The organism is Micromonospora sp. NPDC005087 (genome assembly GCF_042872965.1).
In the GTDB taxonomy this organism is placed as follows: domain Bacteria; phylum Actinomycetota; class Actinomycetes; order Mycobacteriales; family Micromonosporaceae; genus Micromonospora.
Window position 1 is genome coordinate 1 of record NZ_JBIALB010000009.1, and the last position, 19,675, is coordinate 19,675.

Annotated in this window: 16 protein-coding genes, 15 tRNA genes and 3 pseudogenes; 20 read left to right on the forward strand and 14 right to left on the reverse strand. The window is 67.0% G+C overall.

Annotated features, from left to right (window positions below):
- Nucleotides 1-197: 197 nt before the first annotated feature.
- A complete protein-coding gene (locus ACFYPS_RS21090) occupies nt 198-725 on the reverse strand; it encodes a low temperature requirement protein A (RefSeq protein ID WP_387326700.1) in 528 nt (175 codons plus the stop codon).
- Here ACFYPS_RS21090 and ACFYPS_RS21095 point away from each other — a divergent pair.
- Nucleotides 615-1,498 (forward strand): annotated as a pseudogene (locus tag ACFYPS_RS21095) (IS5 family transposase). The gene ACFYPS_RS21090 and the pseudogene ACFYPS_RS21095 sit on opposite strands and share 111 nt — an antisense overlap.
- 19 nt (nt 1,499-1,517) lie before the next feature.
- Here the strand turns inward: ACFYPS_RS21095 and ACFYPS_RS21100 are convergent.
- Together ACFYPS_RS21100 and ACFYPS_RS21105 are read right to left on the reverse strand one after the other, a co-directional pair.
- A complete protein-coding gene (locus ACFYPS_RS21100) occupies nt 1,518-1,928 on the reverse strand; it encodes a VOC family protein (protein ID WP_354968176.1) in 411 nt (136 codons plus the stop codon).
- An 832-nt stretch (nt 1,929-2,760) separates the two neighbouring features.
- Nucleotides 2,761-2,982, reverse strand: coding sequence for an integrase core domain-containing protein (locus ACFYPS_RS21105; RefSeq protein ID WP_354968174.1), 222 nt, complete (start codon nt 2,980-2,982; stop codon nt 2,761-2,763).
- A 33-nt stretch (nt 2,983-3,015) separates the two neighbouring features.
- Between ACFYPS_RS21105 and ACFYPS_RS21110 the strand changes: the two genes are divergently transcribed.
- Nucleotides 3,016-3,483: a YkgB family protein gene (locus ACFYPS_RS21110; protein WP_387326246.1), complete on the forward strand. Its 468-nt coding sequence runs from the start codon at nt 3,016-3,018 to the stop codon at nt 3,481-3,483.
- A 345-nt stretch (nt 3,484-3,828) separates the two neighbouring features.
- Nucleotides 3,829-5,283, forward strand: a complete 1,455-nt coding sequence (locus ACFYPS_RS21115) for a glucose-6-phosphate dehydrogenase (RefSeq protein ID WP_387326249.1) — start codon at nt 3,829-3,831, stop codon at nt 5,281-5,283.
- On the opposite strand, the gene ACFYPS_RS21120 is transcribed toward ACFYPS_RS21115, so the two are convergent.
- Entirely contained in the window at nt 5,245-5,499 is a 255-nt protein-coding gene (locus ACFYPS_RS21120) for a hypothetical protein (protein ID WP_354968171.1), read from the reverse strand. The two genes, ACFYPS_RS21115 and ACFYPS_RS21120, sit on opposite strands and share 39 nt — an antisense overlap.
- An 84-nt stretch (nt 5,500-5,583) precedes the next feature.
- On the opposite strand from ACFYPS_RS21120, the gene ACFYPS_RS21125 reads away from it, so the two are divergent.
- From ACFYPS_RS21125 to ACFYPS_RS21135, 3 genes are all read left to right on the forward strand, one after another.
- Nucleotides 5,584-5,662 (forward strand) — tRNA-Leu (locus tag ACFYPS_RS21125).
- A gap of 1 nt (nt 5,663) precedes the next feature.
- Nucleotides 5,664-5,739 (forward strand) — tRNA-Thr (locus ACFYPS_RS21130).
- Nucleotide 5,740: 1 nt separating this feature from the next.
- Nucleotides 5,741-5,813, forward strand: a tRNA-Gly gene (locus tag ACFYPS_RS21135).
- A 130-nt stretch (nt 5,814-5,943) separates the two neighbouring features.
- Here ACFYPS_RS21135 and ACFYPS_RS21140 read toward each other — a convergent pair.
- A complete protein-coding gene (locus tag ACFYPS_RS21140) occupies nt 5,944-6,405 on the reverse strand; it encodes an NUDIX domain-containing protein (RefSeq protein WP_387326703.1) in 462 nt (153 codons plus the stop codon).
- A gap of 185 nt (nt 6,406-6,590) precedes the next feature.
- Between ACFYPS_RS21140 and ACFYPS_RS21145 the strand changes: the two genes are divergently transcribed.
- Nucleotides 6,591-7,148, forward strand: coding sequence for a dihydrofolate reductase family protein (locus ACFYPS_RS21145; protein WP_387326252.1), 558 nt, complete (start codon nt 6,591-6,593; stop codon nt 7,146-7,148).
- 356 nt (nt 7,149-7,504) lie between these two features.
- Here ACFYPS_RS21145 and ACFYPS_RS21150 read toward each other — a convergent pair whose 3' ends face one another.
- Together ACFYPS_RS21150 and ACFYPS_RS21155 are read right to left on the reverse strand one after the other, a co-directional pair.
- Nucleotides 7,505-8,386, reverse strand: a complete 882-nt coding sequence (locus ACFYPS_RS21150; protein ID WP_387326255.1) for a hypothetical protein — start codon at nt 8,384-8,386, stop codon at nt 7,505-7,507.
- A 66-nt stretch (nt 8,387-8,452) separates the two neighbouring features.
- Nucleotides 8,453-10,111, reverse strand: coding sequence for an IS4 family transposase (locus tag ACFYPS_RS21155; RefSeq protein WP_387326257.1), 1,659 nt, complete (start codon nt 10,109-10,111; stop codon nt 8,453-8,455).
- A gap of 107 nt (nt 10,112-10,218) precedes the next feature.
- On the opposite strand from ACFYPS_RS21155, the pseudogene ACFYPS_RS21160 reads away from it, so the two are divergent.
- The 13 genes and pseudogenes from ACFYPS_RS21160 to ACFYPS_RS21220 form a co-directional block, all read left to right on the forward strand.
- Nucleotides 10,219-10,506, forward strand: a pseudogene (locus ACFYPS_RS21160) (transposase); the annotation flags it as partial.
- A gap of 268 nt (nt 10,507-10,774) precedes the next feature.
- A tRNA-Lys gene (locus ACFYPS_RS21165) sits at nt 10,775-10,850 on the forward strand.
- A 397-nt stretch (nt 10,851-11,247) separates the two neighbouring features.
- Nucleotides 11,248-11,320, forward strand: a tRNA-Arg gene (locus ACFYPS_RS21170).
- A 3-nt stretch (nt 11,321-11,323) separates the two neighbouring features.
- Nucleotides 11,324-11,392 (forward strand) — tRNA-Met (locus ACFYPS_RS21175).
- Between the two features lie 5 nt (nt 11,393-11,397).
- Nucleotides 11,398-11,469 (forward strand) — tRNA-Val (locus ACFYPS_RS21180).
- Between the two features lie 6 nt (nt 11,470-11,475).
- A tRNA-Glu gene (locus ACFYPS_RS21185) sits at nt 11,476-11,549 on the forward strand.
- Between the two features lies 1 nt (nt 11,550).
- Nucleotides 11,551-11,621: transfer RNA gene (locus ACFYPS_RS21190), tRNA-Asn, on the forward strand.
- 4 nt (nt 11,622-11,625) lie between these two features.
- Nucleotides 11,626-11,710 (forward strand) — tRNA-Ser (locus tag ACFYPS_RS21195).
- Nucleotides 11,711-11,715: 5 nt separating this feature from the next.
- A tRNA-Val gene (locus ACFYPS_RS21200) sits at nt 11,716-11,787 on the forward strand.
- A 20-nt stretch (nt 11,788-11,807) separates the two neighbouring features.
- A tRNA-His gene (locus ACFYPS_RS21205) sits at nt 11,808-11,881 on the forward strand.
- 1 nt (nt 11,882) lies between these two features.
- Nucleotides 11,883-11,956: transfer RNA gene (locus ACFYPS_RS21210), tRNA-Tyr, on the forward strand.
- A 1-nt stretch (nt 11,957) separates the two neighbouring features.
- Nucleotides 11,958-12,030: transfer RNA gene (locus ACFYPS_RS21215), tRNA-Arg, on the forward strand.
- A 5-nt stretch (nt 12,031-12,035) separates the two neighbouring features.
- A tRNA-Cys gene (locus ACFYPS_RS21220) sits at nt 12,036-12,110 on the forward strand.
- A gap of 250 nt (nt 12,111-12,360) precedes the next feature.
- Here the strand turns inward: ACFYPS_RS21220 and ACFYPS_RS21225 are convergent.
- The 7 genes and pseudogenes from ACFYPS_RS21225 to ACFYPS_RS21255 all read right to left on the reverse strand — a co-directional run bounded on the left by ACFYPS_RS21225 (nt 12,361) and on the right by ACFYPS_RS21255 (nt 19,617).
- Nucleotides 12,361-13,515 (reverse strand): serine hydrolase domain-containing protein, encoded by a 1,155-nt coding sequence (locus tag ACFYPS_RS21225; protein WP_387326260.1) that lies wholly within the window; start codon nt 13,513-13,515, stop codon nt 12,361-12,363.
- An 811-nt stretch (nt 13,516-14,326) separates the two neighbouring features.
- Nucleotides 14,327-15,147 (reverse strand): annotated as a pseudogene (locus tag ACFYPS_RS21230) (transposase family protein).
- Nucleotides 15,148-15,425: 278 nt separating this feature from the next.
- The gene (locus tag ACFYPS_RS21235) at nt 15,426-16,268 is read right to left on the reverse strand and encodes a transposase family protein (RefSeq protein WP_387326263.1); all 843 of its coding nucleotides are present in this window, start codon (nt 16,266-16,268) and stop codon (nt 15,426-15,428) included.
- A gap of 211 nt (nt 16,269-16,479) precedes the next feature.
- The gene (locus tag ACFYPS_RS21240; RefSeq protein ID WP_387326266.1) at nt 16,480-16,932 is read right to left on the reverse strand and encodes a VOC family protein; all 453 of its coding nucleotides are present in this window, start codon (nt 16,930-16,932) and stop codon (nt 16,480-16,482) included.
- Nucleotides 16,933-17,037: 105 nt separating this feature from the next.
- Nucleotides 17,038-17,616, reverse strand: a complete 579-nt coding sequence (locus ACFYPS_RS21245) for an HAD family hydrolase (RefSeq protein ID WP_387326269.1) — start codon at nt 17,614-17,616, stop codon at nt 17,038-17,040.
- 37 nt (nt 17,617-17,653) lie between these two features.
- Nucleotides 17,654-18,886: an MFS transporter gene (locus ACFYPS_RS21250; protein WP_387326272.1), complete on the reverse strand. Its 1,233-nt coding sequence runs from the start codon at nt 18,884-18,886 to the stop codon at nt 17,654-17,656.
- Nucleotides 18,887-19,032: 146 nt separating this feature from the next.
- Nucleotides 19,033-19,617, reverse strand: coding sequence for an NAD-dependent epimerase/dehydratase family protein (locus tag ACFYPS_RS21255; RefSeq protein ID WP_387326706.1), 585 nt, complete (start codon nt 19,615-19,617; stop codon nt 19,033-19,035).
- Nucleotides 19,618-19,675 lie beyond the last annotated feature (58 nt).

Below are 19,675 nucleotides of genomic sequence, written 5' to 3' on the forward strand. Positions count from 1 at the left end.
CAGCCCCCGAAACCTCGGCGACCACGTCCGCGCCGCGCTCAACCTCACACATTTCGAATACCGGTACCTACCGGATTCTTGTTGAGATCACCTCAGTGAACGCGAGGAGGTCCTCGCGGGCGTCAGCGAGGTTCTCAGTGGCAGCGGGGAACTGGACCAGACTGCCGGTCTTCGGGTTCGGCAGGCCGGATACGTGGTCATTTCGCTGCGGCAGTTGGCTGCCAACTGATCCGTTCATAGCAGACCAGGGCGATCAAGATGATGGCGACTAGAGCGAGGGCGGCGAGGGCGGGAAGGTGTCGGGCGACGGGCAGCAGCTCGAGGATGGTGCCGGCCGCGAGGATCGGGGCGAGTGGGGTGTGCCGGACGGTGAGTTGAAGGAACAGGGCCCGACCAACGAGGTAAAGGGCCGGGCCGCCGAACAGAGCTGCGGTCGAAGTCCAGTCCAGCGGGACCCCAGCGGGCTGCTGAAGTGGGTGGTGGGTCATGTGGGCGAGGACCACCTCGATGCCGAGGGCCAGGTAGATGATCCCGGCGATGAGCACGAAGTGAGCCAAGCTGTAGGCGATGCCGCCGGTCCGAGTCCGGTCCGAACCGGGGATCCGCGCCAGGGCTTGTCCGGCAGGTGCGGCGGCGTTTCGACGTACGCGCAGTGGAGAGTGTTGCAGCCTCTGCTGCCGGTCGCACGCAGGCCCGGTCGGCCACCTCGATGGACCAGACGGCAGCTCATCGACGCGATCCGGTGGCGGATCCGGGTCGGTGCCCCATGGCGGGACGTCCCGGCCTGCTACGGCTCCTGGTCGGCGGCGTACGCGTTGTTCCGCCGCTGGCAGCGCGACGGGACCTGGGCCCGCATCATGACCGCGTTGCAGACCCTCGTGGACGCGGCCGGCCGCATCACCTGGGACGTGTCTGTGGACTCGACAACTGCCCGAGCGCATCAGCATGCCGCTGGCGTCCGGAAAAGGGGGATCTGCAGGCAGAAACGCCTGGTGGCGTATACGTGGAGCCAGCCGATCACGCTCTTGGTCGGTCCCGCGGCGGACTGACCACGAAGCTTCATCTGGGCTGCGAGCAGGGCCAAAAGCCGCTGTCGATCGTGTTGACTGCTGGGCAACGCGGAGACAGCCCATAGTTCATCGCGGTCCTGGCCGGCATCCGTGTGCCCCGCCCGACCGGTGGCCGGCCCCGGACCCGGCCTGACCGGGTGCTGGCCGACAAGGCGTACACCTCTCGGGCGACCCGCGCCTATCTGCGCCGACGCGGGATCAAGGCGACTATCCCGAGCAAAGCCGACCAAGACGCTCACCGCCGTAAGCGAGGGTCGAAGGGCGGACGGCCACCTGCCTTCGACCGCGATGCCTACAAGCAGCGTCACGCTGTGGAGTGCGGCATCAACCGGCTCAAACGCAACCGCGGCGTCGCCACGCGCTTCGACAAGCTTGCCGTGCGCTACGCGGCCGTCGTACACATCGCCGCGATCAACGAATGGCTTTGACCCACTTCAGATACACGCTCTACTCGCTCTTGGGCCAGATGGGGCCCTGGTCGGTCCAGGTGACACCCTTGTTGTGGCAGAGGCAGAACGGGTGGCCGACGGGGTCGGCGTAGACGCGCCAGCCGTAGCCGTCGGGGCCGATGGAGTCCTGCTGCAGGGTCGCGCCGAGGGCCAGGACGCGGCTCTGTTCGGCCTCGATGTCGTCGACTTCGAAGTCGAGATGGAACTGCTTGGGGTGCTCGCTGTCGGGCCACTGCGGGGCGCGGTAGTCCTCCACCCGGATGAAGGCCAGCTCGATCTCGCCGAACCGGATACCGGCCCAGTTGCCGTGGCTGCCCTCCTTGACCGGGCGACCCGTCACCTCTGAATAGAAGGCTGCCAGCGCCATCGTGTCCGGGCAGTCGATGATGAAATCGGTGAGTTGCAGCATCCGGCGATCTTGCCACAAGATCAAATAAGCCGGAGTTTGAGACAGGCCTAGGCATCGGCGGCCACTTTGCGAGGTCGCTGGCTTTCAGATTGCGGACGAACTGGTCGGTACTGCGCCGGACCGTGCGGATGCTGTCATCGCACGCGACGGCCAGTTCGGTGTCGGTGATATCAATGGTGACGTTCTTGCCGGCGTGGACGCGGCCGAGGGCGACTTTCTGCCCCACGACCGTGACGAGCCCGCTGTTGGAGGCCCGCCGCTGCACCGCACCGGTCCGGCCCCGGGTTGCGGGGGTGGTCCGGCGGGTCGGGCGTCGCGCAGGCGGGCTACCTCGGCGGGGGTGAGCGGGTTGGGTCGGGTGCGCGGCAGCTAGCGGGTGTCGGTCGAAGAAGCTGGTCTTGTCATCGCTGCGGATGCCGACGCGTTGCCCGCCGAGGATCTCGGCGGCCAGGACGATGTGCTGGCCCAGGAAAACGCGACCTGCCCGGCTGATGGTTCGGTCGACCTGGACCGCTTCACCCGGTGGCGCCGGCGGCAACGGCGGCTCACCAGCGGGACGGCCTCCTGGCGCAGCAGCGCAGCGAGGTCGGCGGCGGACAGGTGGGAGCGCACTGACTTGAGCCGGACGCCGGCGATCAGGAGATGGATGACATCGGTGTCTGCCCAGGACGTGACCGTCACACCGGAGCAGGCCGGGCCGCCAGAATTGCTTACCTGCCACCTGCAGATTCCCCGACGGTGGCACCACCCGGTCGAACTTCACCGCCCCCGCCACCACCTGAACGGGCGCCGGGACCGGAGGCGACGGTGAGACGAGGGTCTGGTCGACGGGTTAAGTGAGCCGGGGAGGCAGCTTCACCGGCACCATTTCCTCGGCAGCCTTGGCGGGGGTGAAGCGGTCGGCGGAGACGGCCATCTTCAGGGACTGGTGCGGCCGGTTGGTGTTGTATTCGTGCCGAACGGCGTCGACGGCGGCTTGGACGGTGTCCAAGTCGGGCCAGACCGGCACGTCCTCGGTGTGTGGCGGGTCCCAGCGGGTAATGGTCCCCGGCACGCCGACCGTCGACACAGCGACTAGGAGCGAGCGATGGGCACACGACACGCCTCGGCCGATGACCTCGCTTCCGTAGGCTTCTCGGTCCTGCGCTCCGCACTGGCGACGAACATCTTGTGGATCGGTGCGCTCAAATTCAAGCAGTACGAGGTCGAAAACGACGAACCCCTGGTCACCTCGAGTCCGCTGTTCTCGCGGTTCCGAGAAAAGCTGGGCGCACAAAAGCTCAACCGACTCATCGGTGTCACGGAGATCACCGTGGGCTCTCTGATCGCCGCGAAGCCGTTTGCGCCCAGAGCGTCGGCGATCGGTAGCTTCGGGGCGGTCGGGATGTTCCTCACCACGCTCAGTTTCCTGGCCACGGCACCCGGGACTCGGCAGGAAGGGCAGGGGATGTTCAGCCTTTCTCAGCTGGGGCAATTCCTGTTGAAGGACACAGTGCTCCTCGGTGCGGCGCTCCTGATAGCTGCCGAGTCGCTGCGCGTCGCCCGCCACCGATAATGCCCGGCAGTCCGCTCGGAGCGCTGGACGCGTACGACAATGACAGCGCCTGGGCCGACGCAGGGCAGCGAGAAGGCAGCAGCACCGCGCTCCCGGTCGGCCGTGTCAGCCACACCGGCACGGCCGGGCGTTGAGGCGGGCATCGTGAGCGCCAGCCAGCGCCGCGACGGCGCCGTCGCGGTAGTACACGGTCGCGCTGTGAGGTCACAATCGACGCCCGACTTGACGCGGACTACCCAGGGCGCTGATCCCGCCATAGATCGAGCCGGCCTCCGATGCGCGACGACCAGATAAATCCGGGCAAACGGGCGCGTACCCACCCGACCGGCAAGGCATGGTGGGTGCATGACGACATCGACCCCGAGCGCCGCCAATTCCGTGGCCGACCGTCCCGCTCCCGGGGACCCCGAACCCCAGACGCTGCTGTTGCTCGGCGCCACCGGTGACCTGGCCGAGCGCCTGCTCCTGCCCGGGCTGGGTCGGCTGGTGGCCACGGGCGCCCAGCCGGACCTTGCGCTGATCGGCAGCGGCAGGGACGACTGGGACGACGAGCGGTGGCGTCGCCGCGTGGCCGAATCCTTCGCGACGGTGGGGGCGGACGGGCCTCGGGAGACCGAGATAGTCCGCACCACCCGCTACCTGCGTGCCGACGTTACCGGGGAGGAAGACCTGCGGCGGCTGCTGGCCGTCTGCCACAACCAGCTGGTGATCTACTTCGCCCTGCCGCCGGTGATCACGGCCCGGGCCGCCGCAGCGCTGGCCCGCATCGGTCTGCCGCCCGGTACCCGGCTGATGCTGGAGAAACCATTCGGTACGGACGCCGATTCGGCGAGGTCGCTCAATGACATCCTGGCCGGGCTGGTGCCGGAGGACCAGGTACACCGCATCGACCACTTCCTGGGCAAGTCCACGGTGGTGAACATCCTCGGTCTGCGCTTCGCCAACCGGATCTTCGAACCGGTGCTCAACGCCGCGCACGTGGCCTGCGTGGACATCGTCTTCGACGAGGCCCTGGGCCTGGAGGGCCGGGCCGGCTACTACGACGGCGCGGGCGCGCTCGTCGACATGGTGCAGAGTCACCTGCTGCAGGTCCTCGCGTTGATGGCGATGGATGCGCCGCCCACCCTTCACGCCAGGGAACTGCGGGGCCGCAAGGCGCAGGTGCTGCGGGCCACGAGGGTGTGGGACGGCGATCCGGTGCGGTGGAGCGGGCGGGCCCAGTACACGGCGGGGGAGGTGAACGGGCGGCGACTGCCCGCGTACGCCGACGAGCCCGGCATCGACCCGGCCCGGGGGACCGAAACCCTGGCGGAGGTGGTGCTGGCCGTGGACACCTGGCGGTGGGCGGGTGTGCCGTTTCGACTGCGCTCCGGCAAGGCGCTGGCCGGCCGGCGCAAGGAGGCCGTCGTCACCTTCAGACAACCTCCGCGGGTGCCCACCGGCCTCTCCGGATACGAGCAACCCGACCGGCTGCGGATTGGCTTCGGTCCGGACCAGCTGGGCCTCGACGTCAACATCAACGGCCCGGGGGAACCCTTGGGACTTGATCAGGTGCAGCTGGTGGCGCACTTTGGCCCCGGCGACCTGCCGCCGTACGGGGAGGTGCTTCGTGGCGCCTTCGACGGCGACCCGACGCTGTCGGTGCGGGGCGACACCGCTGAGGAATGCTGGCGCATCGTGGAGCCGGTGCTCGAAGCCTGGCGGGCGGGAGCGGTGCCGTTACAGGAGTATCCGGCCGGTAGCCGCGGCCCGGCTGACTCCCTACTGGCCCCCGCGCCCGGCGAGGTCGGTCTTCACTGAGATGTCACTGCTCTCGGCAGCCGCCGCGGGCAGCTGGCAGGACTTGAACGGATCCGCCACCGCCTCCACCACTTTGTCGGCGATGCGGCCCCGGCCCTGCCTGGTCGGCTCGGGCAGACCGGCGTTGCGCCAGCTCTCGACCCACCTCCGCCGGATCTCGCGGCGCTGCGCCGCGTCCATCGTCGTGGGCTGGCGCGGCGGCTGGAAGCGCGACATCTTCGTCATGGTATTCGGCAGCGGCCGGCCGGCGGCGATGAACGGCGCAAGTTGCTTCCACCTCCCTGCAACCAGCGGAATCTCGCCTCGGTAGCCCAACCCGGTAGGAGACAGCGCGCTCAAACCGCGCACAGTGCGGGTTCGAATCCCGCTCGGGGCACCACGCCGTCGTAGCTCAGTCGGTAGAGCAGCGCCATGGTAGGGCGCAGGTCGCCGGTTCGATCCCGGCCGACGGCTCCATGCGGACGTAGCGCAGCTGGTAGCGCATCACCTTGCCAAGGTGAAGGTCGCGGGTTCGAATCCCGTCGTCCGCGACCCGCCTAAGTTCATGCGAACTGAAGTTGCTTCAGGACGAACTTGGAACCCCTCCAACGCCTTGAACAGCACCTCGCCTTCAAGTTCGAGGTGAAGTTGAGCCGGCGGCCGGGTTGGTGAGCGGGGTGTTTAGCCAGCTTCGAACGTCGGTCGGGCAATCCAGGCAGCGGAGTCCTGGTCGGCGGCAAGGGCCAGGCAGCGGGCTTGATGGGGTGACAGAGGTGGAACGGCATGCAGGTCGAACCAGCCGACCTCCACCGACTCGTCGTCGTTGACCCGCGCCCGACCCCGCAGGAGTCGGCATTGCAAACCAACCGTGAGCCAGTAGACCTGGTCGCCGTTGGGCGCGACAGATAGGTCCAGCGCTTCGACCGACAGCAGTCGCTCGACGGTGACCTCAACGCCGACCTCTTCGAATACTTCGCGGGCCGCCCCGTCCGCTGGCTGTTGGCTGGGTTCCAGGCATCCTGTGGTGAGGGCCCAGTCTCCGGTATCTGAACGCCGAACCATCAGTACGCGATTTTCCTCGTCGAGCACGACCGCGATGACGCCGGACAGCGGCAGCGGGGCGTGGCCGATTTGGGTGCGCAGGGCGACGACAAACTCGGGTGGTTCTCATTGCGAGTAGCGGTCCCGACTGGGCGGGAGTTTGGGTCCCGGCGTCTTCCGGCGGGGTTCATTGGGCGTGAGTTTGGGACCCGGGGCGCGTGTACCTCGAGCTCGCTGACGCCACGCCCGCCTGGCCGCGACGCCGTAGTGGCGTAGAGTCGCCGGCCATGGGACTGCTCACCTTCAGCCTCAACCTCACCCTGGACGGTTGCGTCGACCACCAGGAGGGGATCGCCGACGACGAGACCCACGCCTTCTTCACCCGTCTCATGGACGAGGGCGGGGCAATGCTGTGGGGTCGCGTCACCTACGAGATGATGGAGAGCTACTGGCCGGCCGTCGCCCGCGGCGACGAGGAGGCGCCGCCGGCCATACGCGAGTGGGCGGTCAAGCTGGAGGCCAAGCCCAAGTACGTGGTGTCGGCGACGCGCAAGGACTTCTCGTGGGCCAACAGCTACCACATCGCCGGTGATCTGCGCGAGGGCGTGCAGAAGCTCAAGGACGCGACCCCGGGCGGGGTCCTCCTCGGAAGCGGCAAGCTCGCGACCGAGCTCGACCGGCTGGACTTGATCGACGAGTACAAGCTGCTCGTCCATCCCAGGATCGCCGGCCACGGCCCGACGCTGTACCAGAGCGGGCTGCCCGGCACGCGCCAGCTCGAGCTGCTATCGGCGGAGCCGCTCCGCAACGGCGCGGTGGCCATGCACTACCGCCGCGCGCGTTGAATCACAAGGGTCCATCGCCGCCAGCTCACCGGGAGCGCGCCGTCCTGGTCTTCGAGGACGTCCTCGCCTTCGAGGAGTCGATCGGCGCTGCGCGGCGAGCGTGAAATGCCCTTCTCCGCGGCCAAGACATCACCGGCGGCCCCGGCTGGTTGATCGACATGCTTGCGCTCACCCGCCGACGCCTCCAGGGCGGGACCCGAACTCCCGCACATTGATCATGGAGTAACACTCCGCACTGGGCCCAGAAGAGACGCCTATCTGGGCCCCGTTTCCACGACCGAAGCCACTCAGGTATGGCCATGGAGAGCCACCTTATGGGAGGCCCTGCGGGCGGACACGGTGGCCCAAGGCGCTCGTCATGTCAATTGCTCACCCTTCGAATGGAATCGAGGTTCATCGCTGAAAAGCTGTTCGGCGAGCCGCAGGTATTTCAGGGCGGTCTCCTTGCTGCAACCGAATACGGCCTGAAGGTGCAGTCGGTCGGGGCCGTGAGCAGTAAGTTCGTCGAGCAGCCGGTCGTGGCGGAGCTCGGTTAGGGTGATGCCGAGCGATTTCATGTGGATCTTGTGCCAGGTGCTGCTGACTTCTCCCATCTCAACTGCGGTCTGCTGGCTGATCAGCAGGTGCGGATTTTGGGTGCTGGGCCATCGGGCCCGGCGGTGGTCGAGGTAGGACGTCAGGGCCCCAAGCGTGAGGTCGTGCAGAGGCCAAGGCTGCCCGTCGACAAGTAGGACCCGTTCCCCCAGGTTGACGTCGTCCAGCAGAAGGCGGCGCATCTGAGCTGGTCGGAGAGCTTGTCCCACTGCTAGCCCAACCAGGACGGCTCGCTCTGGTTTGCCGGTAGACCAGTCGATCGCTCGCCGAAGTTCTTTGTCGGGCAGGAGCCGGGCATTCGGGAGCCGATCGTCGGCGGGGAGCGATAGCTGCGTCGTCGGGTTACGGAAGATCATCTGATCTCGCTTGAGCCGGCGGAACAGTGAGCGGAGGGCGCCCAGCCGACCGGTGCGCTGGAGCAGCGTCTGGTTCTCGGCGAAGGCAAGGGACTTGATGTCGTCTCGGACGACCTCGCGTAGCGAGTCATAGCGTTCCGACCGGTTCCGGAGGGCCGGGACCAGATATGCCAGCTGGCGGCGGACACCGTCCGGCGGACGTTCTCGGGATCGAGGCAGTCTGCCGGACAGGAAATCGATCCAGTGTCGGACTGAGCCACCCCCGCTTTTATGGAGCTTCTTGATCATGGTCTGATGGCCGTGGGGAGGAAGTCGTCCGTGGCAGCACCGAAGAAGTACCCCAACGTCACGAAGTTAAGGCGCTGATTGGCCTGTCAACTCGGCTTGGACGGTTGCTGTGGGCTGGTCGGGATGGGTCCATTCGTGTGTGAGGGCGTAGGTGCCGGGGGCTGTTCGCGAGATCATGTTCTCCTTGACCCATCGGCTGAGCTCTGCGGTCAGGCCTCGGTGATGAGTAAGGCCGAGGCCGGCGGCGATTTCGCGTGCGGTCCATGGTCGGTGGGGGTCCGTGCGCATGAGTTGCAGGGTCCGATCACGTCGCCCGTCGGGGTGAAGTGTCGAGGCGGGCAGCACGGTGATCGTGATGTTGGTGATCGGTGCCGCTCCGTCGATGAGTCGCTGTGCTGGTGGCGCCGCATATCGAGAGATGGGGCACTTCACCCGGCGCGGGGAGATTCGTGGGCGCCGTGGAGGCAGCAGATTGGTGAGGACGGCTCGCGCAATCCTGCCCGGCGTTGACTCGAGCGTGGTGGGAAGTATTCCGTCAGCGGTGACGACTTGATCTCGGGCTGTCTCGAGCGCGATGGTGAACGCGGCGCGGTCGGGGTCGGTGCCGGGAACGGACTCGACGGCTTCTGCCATGGCGCGGCGCAGGGCCTGGTAGAGCGTGAGTTGGGCCCAGATTTCCTGTTCGATGCCGTAGGCGTCCTGCGAGCGCAGGACGAGGCCTTGCAGCAGGGTGTGGCGTAGTGAGTAGAACGCCGACTCGATTTCCCACCGCTCGTGGTAGAGCGCGATGAGTTCGTGCGCGGGATATCGCCGATGGTCGGTCAGGGTGGTGGCCAGCCGGTAGTCGCCGCCTATCTGGAGTCCTTTGGCGGTGGTCACGCTGATGTGAGCGTCGATGATGCGAAGAGCCACCCCGTTGATCCGGGTGAGATAGGTGCCGTCGGGAAGGCATGCCTGTCTGGCCGGGGTCCGTCGGCCTTTGAGACGAACCAGCAGCTGGGCGCCGGTGGCGGCCGCTTTGGCGATGAAGTCGTCAGCGTCGAAGCCCCGGTCGTTGAGCAGCAGCATGCCGTCATCGAGCAGCGGGAGTAGTTGCTCGGCATACGCGTTCTCGCTGACGTCGACGGGCCCGAACACCGCTCCCAGCAGTGATCGGGTGCCCGTTTCGCATAAGGCCACGATCCGCAGCATCGGGTAGCCTTCCTGGCCGAAGCGGTGCTTGATCTTCCCTAGCCAGGCGACTGCTCGTGGTCTGTCGGGTGCCTTGGTCGAGCTGCATCCGTCGAACGCGACGGTTCGCCACCGTCGGTAGCGCACGCCCGGAACGTTCGGCCGGGCAACTGGCCCGGCGAGAGTGTCGAACAGCAGCTTGATCGGGGCTGGACCCAGCCTGCGGCGGACATCTCGCAGTGCCTTCTCCGAGGGCCGGCGCAGGGACAACCCGTCGAGGCCTGCGACCAGCTTGTCACATACGCGTGCATGGCCAAGCATCGGGAACAACGCCAGAGCGAGGGTGAAATAGACCCCCACCCGTGAGGGCAATAACCGTAACCGGCGCTGCGTCGTGCGGGTGCGCTCCAGCACGTCGTCCACCAGCTCGAACGGAATTTGCCTGGTCAGTTCCCCAAGGTGGCCAGGGGCGAAGATGCCCTCGGCCACCGTGACGGCGCGAGAAAGCACGACGGTACGGCTTCGGTGGGACAACGGGCTCCTCAAGACGATCATGCTGAACGTCTTGTCCTATCAGGAGCAACACCGCCGCGGTCCCAGGGATCCAGACCAGCTTGACACGTCACCCGGCGGCCTTAACTTCGTGACGTTGGAAGTACCCCGATGAGCTACGTCAGCGCGCTGTGCGTTTGTACCGCGAGTCGGACCCGAAGCCCGTGATCCGGCGGCTGGCTGAGCAGCTGGGCGTGCATCACGAGGCGCTCAGGAACTGGATCCGTCAAGCCGAGGCAGACGCCGACGAGCGTCATGACCGGCCGACCAGCGAGATGGCGGAGGAGAACCGCCGGCTGCGTAGGGAAGTCACCGAGCTGCGCCGGGCGAATGAGATCTTGAAAGCGGCGAGCGCGTATTTCGCGGCGGAGCTCGACCCGACCCGGCGACGGTCATGACGTTCATTTATGAACACCGTGACCAGTTCGCGGTCGCGCTCCTGCTACGGGTCCTCAACATCGGCGCCTCGAGGTACTACGCGTGGGCCAAGCAGGCCGAACTTCGACCACCAGCGCGACAAGGAGGTCGGGGTGAACGCACTGGTGGGGCGCCGGCGCTCCGTGGGATCGAACCCTCGTCGAGATCGAGAAGTGTGAGGTGGTCTGCGCCAACGACCACCGCCGTCGAACGGCCCGCACCTTCAGGTGGCCGCGGCTCGACGGCCGAGCGCCGCTAGCTCATGGGGTAGAGCTGCTGACTCTTATTCAGTAAGTGCAGGGTTCGAGTCCCTGGCGGCGTACCAATTCCCCCGGTAGCTCAGTGGACAGAGCGCTCGTTTCCTGCACCGGCCGTCGCAGGTTCGAGTCCCGCTCGGGGGACGTGATCTTCTTGATTGGGGTGCGCCTGGACCGGCCGGTCGTCGCGTCAGCGGTCGCGTGGGTGCTCCGGCGGCTCTAGAACGTCCGATGGTGGCGGTGGTGGCTTCTTAGGGCCGAATCCGGCCCGCAACAACCAGAGCACGAGGCCCGCCACGATGACGGCGATCAGAAGAACGCATGCTATCCCCCCGGTGATGCCCACATCGCGAAGTTATCGCGTTGTGCACAGCGGGGGGCTCGGTTTCGAGAATGCTCGATCAAGTGGGTGACGGCCTCGGCCGAAGCTGACGACCCGGCCCAGCCTCCCACAAGATCGTTTAAGTCGCCGGCGCCTGATGGCCGGGCACCGGACTTCTGATCCGGACTGAGGTGGGTTCGATTCCCTCCGGCGGCACTTGCGGGTGTGGTGGAGAGGCACCACGCCGGGCTCATAACCCGGAGACGCCGTTCGAATCGGACACCCGCCACCAAGCCCCGGTAGCTCAGCGGGAGAGCACCGTCTCGACAAGGCGGGGGTCGCTGGTTCGACACCAGCTCGGGGCACAGCACCGCGCGTTCGGTTATGGGTAGGCCCTCGCCCCTTCAAGGCGATGAAGCGGGTTCGAGCCCCGCACGCGCGACCATTCCCTCGTAGCTCAAGGGCAGAGCGGCCGGCTGTTAACCGGCTGATCTTGGTTCGAGTCCAGGCGGGGGAGCAATGGAGAGGCCAGTGGTCAAGGAGACGCCGTTGGAAACGGCGTGGGGCGCGTAAGCGCCCTCGTGGGTTCGAATCCCACCCTCTCCGCGCATGCCCGTGTAGCTCAGGGGGAGAGCGTCGCTCTTACAAAGCGAGGGTCGGGAGTTCGAATCTCTCCGCGGGCACTGGCCGAATGGCCGAAGTTGTGACTGTAGCTCAGTGGTAGAGCGCCGGGTTGTGGTCCCGGAGGTGCGGGGTCAGTACCCGCCAGTCACCCCAGGCAGGAGCTGATGGCTGTCCAGCGCTGGCTGTAAACCAGTAGCCCTGGGGGTTCGAGTCCCTCCTCCTGCACCATGCCCCCGTAGCTCAGCGGATAGAGCAGCGGTTTCCGGGACCGCAGGCCGGCCGTTCGAATCGGTCCGGGGGCGCGCACGGTCGTATGCCCGAGAGGTCAGGGAGCGGTCTGCAAAACCGCGCACGCCGGGTTCGAGTCCCGCTACGGCCTCCAGATGCCATTCACTGCGGAGTGAGGCGCAGGCGGACGTGGGTCCAGCTGCTGCTCATAACGGCGGCCTGCTCGGTTCGACTCCGAGGCTTGCGACCAGATCGCGGATCGGCGATTCCTGCCAGGGCCTGGCCGCCGCCGATGTCAAGCGGCGCGTCAACCAACACATCCACCCCCGGTCGACGGCGCCGCGAAGATCCTCGCCGCCGCCGACCGGGTGTACATCGAATTCCCGTTCTTTCCCCGATGACCGTCAGCCCCAGATCAGGCCGTCGAGCAGTGCCATCTCCCGCTGTATGACCGCCTTTGCCCAGTCCGGGTCGGCCAGCTCGGTGGCCAGGTACAAGACCGTCGAGCGGTGCCCGTCTGGGGTGACCGCGGCGAGGGTGCTCATCCCGGGCATGGAGCCGACGTGCGCCCAGGAGCCGCCGCACCGGTTGGGTATCCACATGATGCCCAGGCCGTAGCGGATGCCGGGCCGGATTTCCTGGAACCCGTCGGCCAGCACGGTCTGGTGCAGCTCGGCCATCTGTCCGGGCCGCAACAGCTGCCCGCGCGCCATCGCCTGCCAGAAGCGGGCCAGGTCGGTGGGGGTGCTGACCAGGCCGCCGGCCGATGCGGTCACGGTCGGATTGAAGACGGTCGTGTCGATCAGCGGCCCGCCCGGCGCGAACTGCCGGTACCCCTCGGCGTGGGGCTGGGGCAGGGTCGGCCGGTCGCCGGGGTAGAACGTGTGGGTCAGGTGCAGCGGCATCAGGATCCGGGAGCGTACCTCGGTGTACCACAGGTGTCCGGTGACCCGTTTGATGAGCATCCCGGCCAGGAGGTAGTTGGTGTTCGAGTAGCTCCAGTGCGTACCGGCGGCGAACAGCGGCGGGTGGCGCATCGCGATCGCGACCAGTTGCGCCTCGGTGTAGTGGTCGAAGCGGTGCGCCAGGAACTCGTCGGCCGACTGCAGCGCGGCGAGGTCGTTGGTGGAGTCGTAGAGGCCGCTGGTGTGCTGCAGGACCTGGCGTACGGTGACGTGCCGGCCCTCGTTGCCGTTGCCGTTGACGACACCGGGCAGCCAGCGTTCGATCGGGTCGTCCAGCCCGATCCGGCCCTCCCCGACGAGTTGGAGCAGCACCACCGACACGAACGTCTTCGTGGTGCTGCCGATCCGGAAGTACCCGTCGACCGGCATTGGCGTGCCGGTGTCCAGGTCGGCCACGCCGCTGCGGGCCACGGTCACCCGGTTTCCGTCGCGGACCTGGCCCTGCGTCCCGGATACGCCGAGGTCGTGCAGATCGCCGAGGCCGTGCTGGAGCACCGTGGCCGTGGACCGGTGATCCGGGGTCGGCGGCGCGGCCGACCCGGCCCCACCGCCGACCGCCGCGGCCAGCACCGCGCCAGCCGTCGCGGCCGCCACGACCCTCCGCCACCTCACCGTCCTCTGGACTGCGGAACGTGCGCTCACATTGAGGCTCCTTTCGGGAAAGCGACTGTGGGCAAACCGTACGAAGATCTTCGATGTCGGCACCAGCCGGAAAACCCGAGACCCGACATGGGGGTTAGCCCCCATTGCCCGACAAAAAGACCGCGTAGCCGAGGCGATACAACTGTTGACAGACCCAGGTCCGGCAGCGGCTGGCAGAGCAATTGCGATCCTCGCAAGATCACTCGCAACCTGACTCCGAGGGTGGTTCGTAAGATCCTGGCGTTTAGGTCTGGGCCGGAGGTCAGGATCTCCGGATACCGTCCTTTACGGACGGTGCCCGGATCAGCGAGAACAGGCGCGGCTCAGTCTCGGTGGAGTGCAGCCGGAGGCTGCCCTCGAGCGCTGCGATCAGGGTGGCCCACTGCTCGTCGCAGGGAAGGGGTCGGTGCGGACTTACGAGCTCGGGTAGCGCAGGACGGTGAGGACGCGGCGGTTGTCGGCCTCGTCCTGGGGCAGCCCCAGCTTGTCGAAGATGCTCGCGACGTGCTTTCCACGGTTCCGACGGTCACCACGAGCGCGCCGGCGATGCCAGCGTTGAACGCCCCTGTGCCATCAACGCCAGCACGTGGCGCTCCCGCGCGGTGAGCGCCTGGCGGCATCGCCGCGCGGGCCGGGGCACCGCCCAGTGGTCACGGATCAAGGTCGGACGCGACGATGACCTCGGCACCTCGTCCGATGATTATCACCAACCGCATTGCCACTGAGTGAGCCTTTCCGCGTAACGAGTCGTGGCGGTGTGTGATCACGTTGTGCGGGCGTGGTCGATGTGCAGGAGGACCAGAGCGGCCGCGGTGATCTTTCCGATGCTCCAAGGGCAGAGACTGACGTTGCGTAGCGCCTTGAAGGTGGTCTTGAGTAGGGAGTTTCCGCGTTCGCCGATGGCGCGCACACCGTTGTGGGCCCTGTTGAACTGCTGCTGGACGTCGGTGCAGGCACCGTTTTTGGCTTCTTGAACGCGACCGTGATCGTGGTCGCTTCGCCTTCGTAGCCGAGGTCGCCGAGCACGCGCAGGTCATCGTCGGTCCAGGTGCTCAGCAGGGGAAGGATGCCGTGCTCACGCAGGGCGGTGGTGTCGTGTTCCCGGCCGGGGCGCACCGGCGAGGTCCACAGCGGCCATCCGTCCGGGGCGGTGATGACCTGGATGTTCCCGCCGTGGTTGTCGTGTTTTCCCGACCACCACAGATCCACCCCAGGTGTCGGCCCGGGGGTACGACACCGGTCGGTCTCGATCAGGGTTCCGTCGATGTTCACGTGAGCGTAGCCAGCCATCTTCGCTGCCAGCAGGGCTGACTCCAGGCCCGGCGCGTGGGCGGCGAGGACCCTGATGCCCTCGTGCAGATAGGCGTAGCCGGTCGACAGGCTGACCTTGTTGTCGGCGGTCAACTGCTTGACGCGGGTGCCGTCGAGGAACCAGCGGATCACGAGGATCGCCTGTTTGAAGCAGCCCAAGGCCCGGGTCTCGGCGCGGGTTCCGCGGCGTTGACGTTCGGTGTCCAGCAGCCCGGACAGGAACAACACGGTCTCCTCGCGCACGGACAGCGTGGCGGTGTATGTGACACTCATGGCGCCGCAGGGCCCCTACTGAAGTTGATCTGTGAGAGGACCACTTCATACCGGGGTTCTGCGTCTTTTCGTTACACCGCAACGGGTTCGGGCGTGTCCGCACCGATCACCAGAACGGCTACCCGCAGTACTCACACCGTTACGCGGAAAGGCTCAGTTAGCGTCCAAGAAATCGGCAGCCGCCTGGCCATAAGGCAATAGAGCGCGCCGTGTAGAGAATCGGCAGGAAGTCAGCTCCGGCCGGTCGCAGCATGGGGGGAGACTACAGTGACGTGATCTCAACGAGAATTTGGTAGGTACCGGTATTCGAATTGGGTGAGTACGAGGGCGGCGCGGACGATGTCGCTGACGCTGCGAGGGCTGGCGGTGGTATGGCGTAGGGCGTACCAGCGGCCGATGAGTAGGGCGAAGCCGCGTTCGCCGAGGCCGCGTAGGGATCGCAGGAGCCGGTTGTAGGTGCGGTTGTCGATGGCGAGGCGGTCGCTGTCGGCGAGTTGTTTGACCGGGGTGTGGATGCCCTGGCCCGCGCCTTCGTAGCCGGAGTCGGCGAGGGCGGGTAGGTCCAGTTGCGAGGCGGCCCAGTACAGCGCGCCGGTGATGTCGTGGAGTTGGGCGCAGGTGAAATCGTGCAGGTGGCCGGGTGCGGCGTCGGAGGTCCAAACCGGGAGCCCGTCGGGGCGCATGATCGCCTGGATGTTCGCGCCGAAGTCGCGGTGCTTGCCGGAGTACCAGGCGTCGATCTGCTCGCCTTTGACGCTGGTGGTCGTCTCCGTGAGGCGGTCGGTGGTGAACAGTTTTCCGTCGAGGATCACGTGGGACCAGCCCTCGTCGGCGACCCGCTGCAGGGCGGTGTGTAGGTCCGGGGCCTGGGCGGACAGCACGGTGATGGCTTCGGCGATGTGGCGGTAGGCGGTGGCCCGCGACACCCCGAAGCCGGTGCCGAGCAGGGTCTTGTCCTCGCCTTTGCGGAACCAGACCAGCACCATCAGCGCCTGGCGGAAGCAGGTCAACGCCCTGGTGCCCGTGCGGGTGCCGCGGGCGCGACGCTCGGCGGCCAGCAACTGGGCGAGGTAGTGCACGAGTTCCCTGGGGACGTCGAGCATGGCACGATAGGCGATCACGTGGAGTCCTGACTGGTGAAGTAAATCTTGGCAGACCTTCTTCTACTGGGGACTTCACGCCCATATCCAGCATCGTCCACTATGAATGATTAGCCCGTGTCGACATATTTCAGACGCCAGCTACGGCAGTGACACATCGCGTCCGAGCCGGACAGACCGCGCGCCATGAGGCGCTGCGCGATCCTGCCGGCCCATGTGACGGCTGGCCCGATCAGCGTGGGAACCGACCCAGGGGTGACCTATCGCCTACAGACCACGTGTGACCGAACGGGTCCGTGAAGCCACCTTGACGGTGCGTCCCCCACGGCACGCGGTGATCCTCGGTTGCCGCTCCGGCGGTTGCGCCGGCGGCGACGGCGCGCTCGATGAAGTTGTCGGGGTCATCGACGAACACCTCGATGCGCGTGCTCGTGACTCCCGCCTGGCCGGGACTGGTCTCTGCGGGGTTCTTGGGATTGACCTCGTGGAGGAAGAAGGCGGCGCCACTGATCTCGAGGCCGGCCACGCCACCGAGGTTCCACAGCTCTGTCGCGCCCAGTGCGGTCCTGTACCAGGCGACCGCAGCGTCTGCATCTGGAACGATCAACATCACAGAGATCACTGGCGGCGAAGCGGACACCGTGTCGCCGGACAGTGCGGAACGACCTTTCGGTTCCTCGCTCATGCCCACAGCATGCCGGATATCGCGAGTAGCGTCTCCCCAGTCTGGCAGACGGCCGACTCCACCAGCAGATCGCGAAACGTCACCGCCGTCGAACTCTTGCTGAGATCACTTCAGTGTGGACAGGACCTGAGCGAGGCCGTCTTCGTGTTCCATCTTCTCGACCACGGCGAGGAAGTCGTCCAGGTCGTGGCCGGGCGAAATCGCGACGACCCGGGTGGCCGGACGGTTCCACAACTCCTCGAACGCTACCTTCGCCTGCTCGCTGTCGAGACCGGTCGTCGCGGCTGGAAACGGTTCCGTGTACCGGTAGCGGCCGTCTTCGTCCTCGACTGCGAACCGGGGGTGTACCAGGTGTGCGCGGATCGACCGGAGCACCTCGGTCGGGTCGAAGGACTCCACCCATTCTCGCCGGTAGCCGCTTGGCGCACCCGGGTCACGGTGCAGGGTGACCGCGCCGTTGCAACAGACCAGGAACCGCGGCGCGATGCCGAGCTGATCAAGCACCGGGATGGTGGTCGCGGAGGAGCGGCCAGTGGTGAGTACCAGGTGATGGCCGGCCGCGTCGAGCCGGCGTACCTGCTCGATCACCGCGTTGCTGATGGAGCCGTCTTCGCGGAGCGTGGTTCCGTCAAGGTCCAGGGCGACGAGCCACGAGGCAGCATCGGGTCGGTCCGTTTGGTTCACTTTCCAGGTCCTTCGTCGGTTGCCTACGTTGCGTCCGTCAGCCGCGCGTGCGCCGTGTGATGCGGGTCTGGGCGGCAAGGCTGATGAGCGTGAGGAGGACGGTCAACGCGGTGTAGCAGACGACTGCCGGCACCTCGCCGAGCGGACCGGTGAGCTGCCCCTCGATGACGATGGGCAGCCCGAAGGCGACGTAGGAGACGACGTAGATTCCGCCGACGACTCCGGCGCGCTGGTGCGCTGCCGCGAGCGGGAAGATGAGGCGTAGCGCGGCGGTGAAGGACGCGCCGAAGCCGACACCGGCGATGGCCTGCCCGATGATCATGACGGCCAGGCTTCCGGCGAACACTCCACCGATGATGCCGATGGCCCCGGCGAGGGACGCGTAGATTCCGATGGTCATCGCTCGCCGCGGGTTAATGCGGGCGAAGGCCAGTCCGACGATGGCCGATACCGCCGGCGCGATGAACCCGGCCACGCCGTTGAGCAGGCCGCTGTCCAGATGGAAGACGCTGCGAACCATGCTCGGGGCCAGCCCGCCGGAGAGACCTGCGAGCATCCAGACGGCGGCGACCACGGGTGCCGCGGCGGCGAACTCCGCTCGGGCAGTGGGCGGGACGGCGACGCGCGGAACCATCGAGCGGAGCGCACCCGCGGTGCGGGGCATGGTCTCCGGAGACAGGGCGATGACGACGGCGCCGAGAATCGTGAGGACGACGAGGACGGCGAAGACGATCGAGTTCGCTCTGGGCGTGAGCTGGATGGCGAGACCGGCCAGCAGGGAGCCGACACTCAGCCCACCGGTCAGGCCGACACTGCCGAGGATCGTACCCAGTCTCTTCTTGTTCGGCGGGGCGAGTTCGACGAGCGCCGCGGTGAAGGCGGCCGTCGCCGCGCCGCTGGCGACACCTTGCACGATGCGCCCGGCGATCACCCAGCTCACATCGGGGGCGACGAGGAACAGGGCATTCGACGCGAGCTGGATCACCAGTGCGCCGATCAGCACCGGGCGCCGGCCGACATGGTCGGACAGCGACCCCAGGGTGAGGACGGCGGCGAGGAAGCCGATCGCGTAGACCGCGAACGCCAGCGTGAGCAGCGACGGTGCGAAGTTCCACTGCTGGCGGTAGAGCACCAGCAGGGGCGTCAGCACACCCGCCGCGAGATACAGGCTGGTGAACGCGAGCGCCGTACCTGTCAACGCCAGTCCGGCGGGGAGAGTGCGCCGCCGACGGGTCGAGGGCGCGTCGATGGTTCCCGGAATCGAGGACATGACAGCTCCATAGGGCGGCCGCAGCGATGCGCGGACCGAAGAATTGGTGAAGGTGGGAAGGGGAATCCGCCGCCGGGCCACTGCCGTCGGGCCCGGATCTGGTCCACGGCCGAACTCGGCGCGGCACGGCGGCCGGATCGTGATCGCTAGTCGGTGATGACGACGACACCCGACGGTGCATCCAGCAGTTTCACCGTGCGCTCGGCAGCCCGATCGATCTGGACCCGAGGCTCGGCCGGGATCTGCTGTTCGTTGTAGGTGCCGGGCCCGTAGAACTGTCCGTAGCTCAGTACCACGCCACCCTCGGCGAGGACGGCGCGCTCCAACTCGGCGACAGCCCGGGCGTCGGGCCCGTCCGGCAACTGCCAGGCGACGGTTTGGGCCAGGATCTTCGGCGATCCGCTCTGCCGCGCCGCCTCGATCAGATTCTGGTTGCCCTCGGTCCGGATGCGAGCGTTCAGCTCCGCATGATCACCGATCCTCTCCACCTCATCCGGCAGATCGGTCAGCTCGTTCAGGATGACGTCCGGTTCGAAGTCTCGAACCGCCTGGATCAGGGCGTCCCGGTCGAAGACGTCACACAGGATCGGCTCGGCGCCAAGCTGCGCCAGCAGCTCCGTCTTGTCGGACGATCGCGTCATGCCACCGACCACATGCCCCGCCTGAACCAGTCGGGGGATCAGCCGCTGCCCGATCACGCCGGACGCACCGGCAAGAAATACCCGCATCATTTCTCCCAATTATTCGTAGTTCGGTAGGTCGAGCTATGTGCGCTGCCGCCGCTGGACT

What these genes read in the sequence shown, in the direction of transcription:
- ACFYPS_RS21100 (WP_354968176.1), bottom strand. Translation starts at nt 1,928, where the DNA reads ATGCTGCAACTCACCGATTTCATCATCGACTGCCCGGACACGATGGCG.
- ACFYPS_RS21110 (WP_387326246.1), top strand. Translation starts at nt 3,016, where the DNA reads ATGGGCACACGACACGCCTCGGCCGATGACCTCGCTTCCGTAGGCTTC.
- ACFYPS_RS21115 (WP_387326249.1), top strand. Translation starts at nt 3,829, where the DNA reads ATGACGACATCGACCCCGAGCGCCGCCAATTCCGTGGCCGACCGTCCC.
- ACFYPS_RS21120 (WP_354968171.1), bottom strand. Translation starts at nt 5,499, where the DNA reads ATGTCGCGCTTCCAGCCGCCGCGCCAGCCCACGACGATGGACGCGGCG.
- ACFYPS_RS21145 (WP_387326252.1), top strand. Translation starts at nt 6,591, where the DNA reads ATGGGACTGCTCACCTTCAGCCTCAACCTCACCCTGGACGGTTGCGTC.
- ACFYPS_RS21150 (WP_387326255.1), bottom strand. Translation starts at nt 8,386, where the DNA reads ATGATCAAGAAGCTCCATAAAAGCGGGGGTGGCTCAGTCCGACACTGG.
- ACFYPS_RS21155 (WP_387326257.1), bottom strand. Translation starts at nt 10,111, where the DNA reads ATGATCGTCTTGAGGAGCCCGTTGTCCCACCGAAGCCGTACCGTCGTG.
- ACFYPS_RS21240 (WP_387326266.1), bottom strand. Translation starts at nt 16,932, where the DNA reads ATGAGCGAGGAACCGAAAGGTCGTTCCGCACTGTCCGGCGACACGGTG.
- ACFYPS_RS21250 (WP_387326272.1), bottom strand. Translation starts at nt 18,886, where the DNA reads ATGTCCTCGATTCCGGGAACCATCGACGCGCCCTCGACCCGTCGGCGG.
- ACFYPS_RS21255 (WP_387326706.1), bottom strand. Translation starts at nt 19,617, where the DNA reads ATGATGCGGGTATTTCTTGCCGGTGCGTCCGGCGTGATCGGGCAGCGG.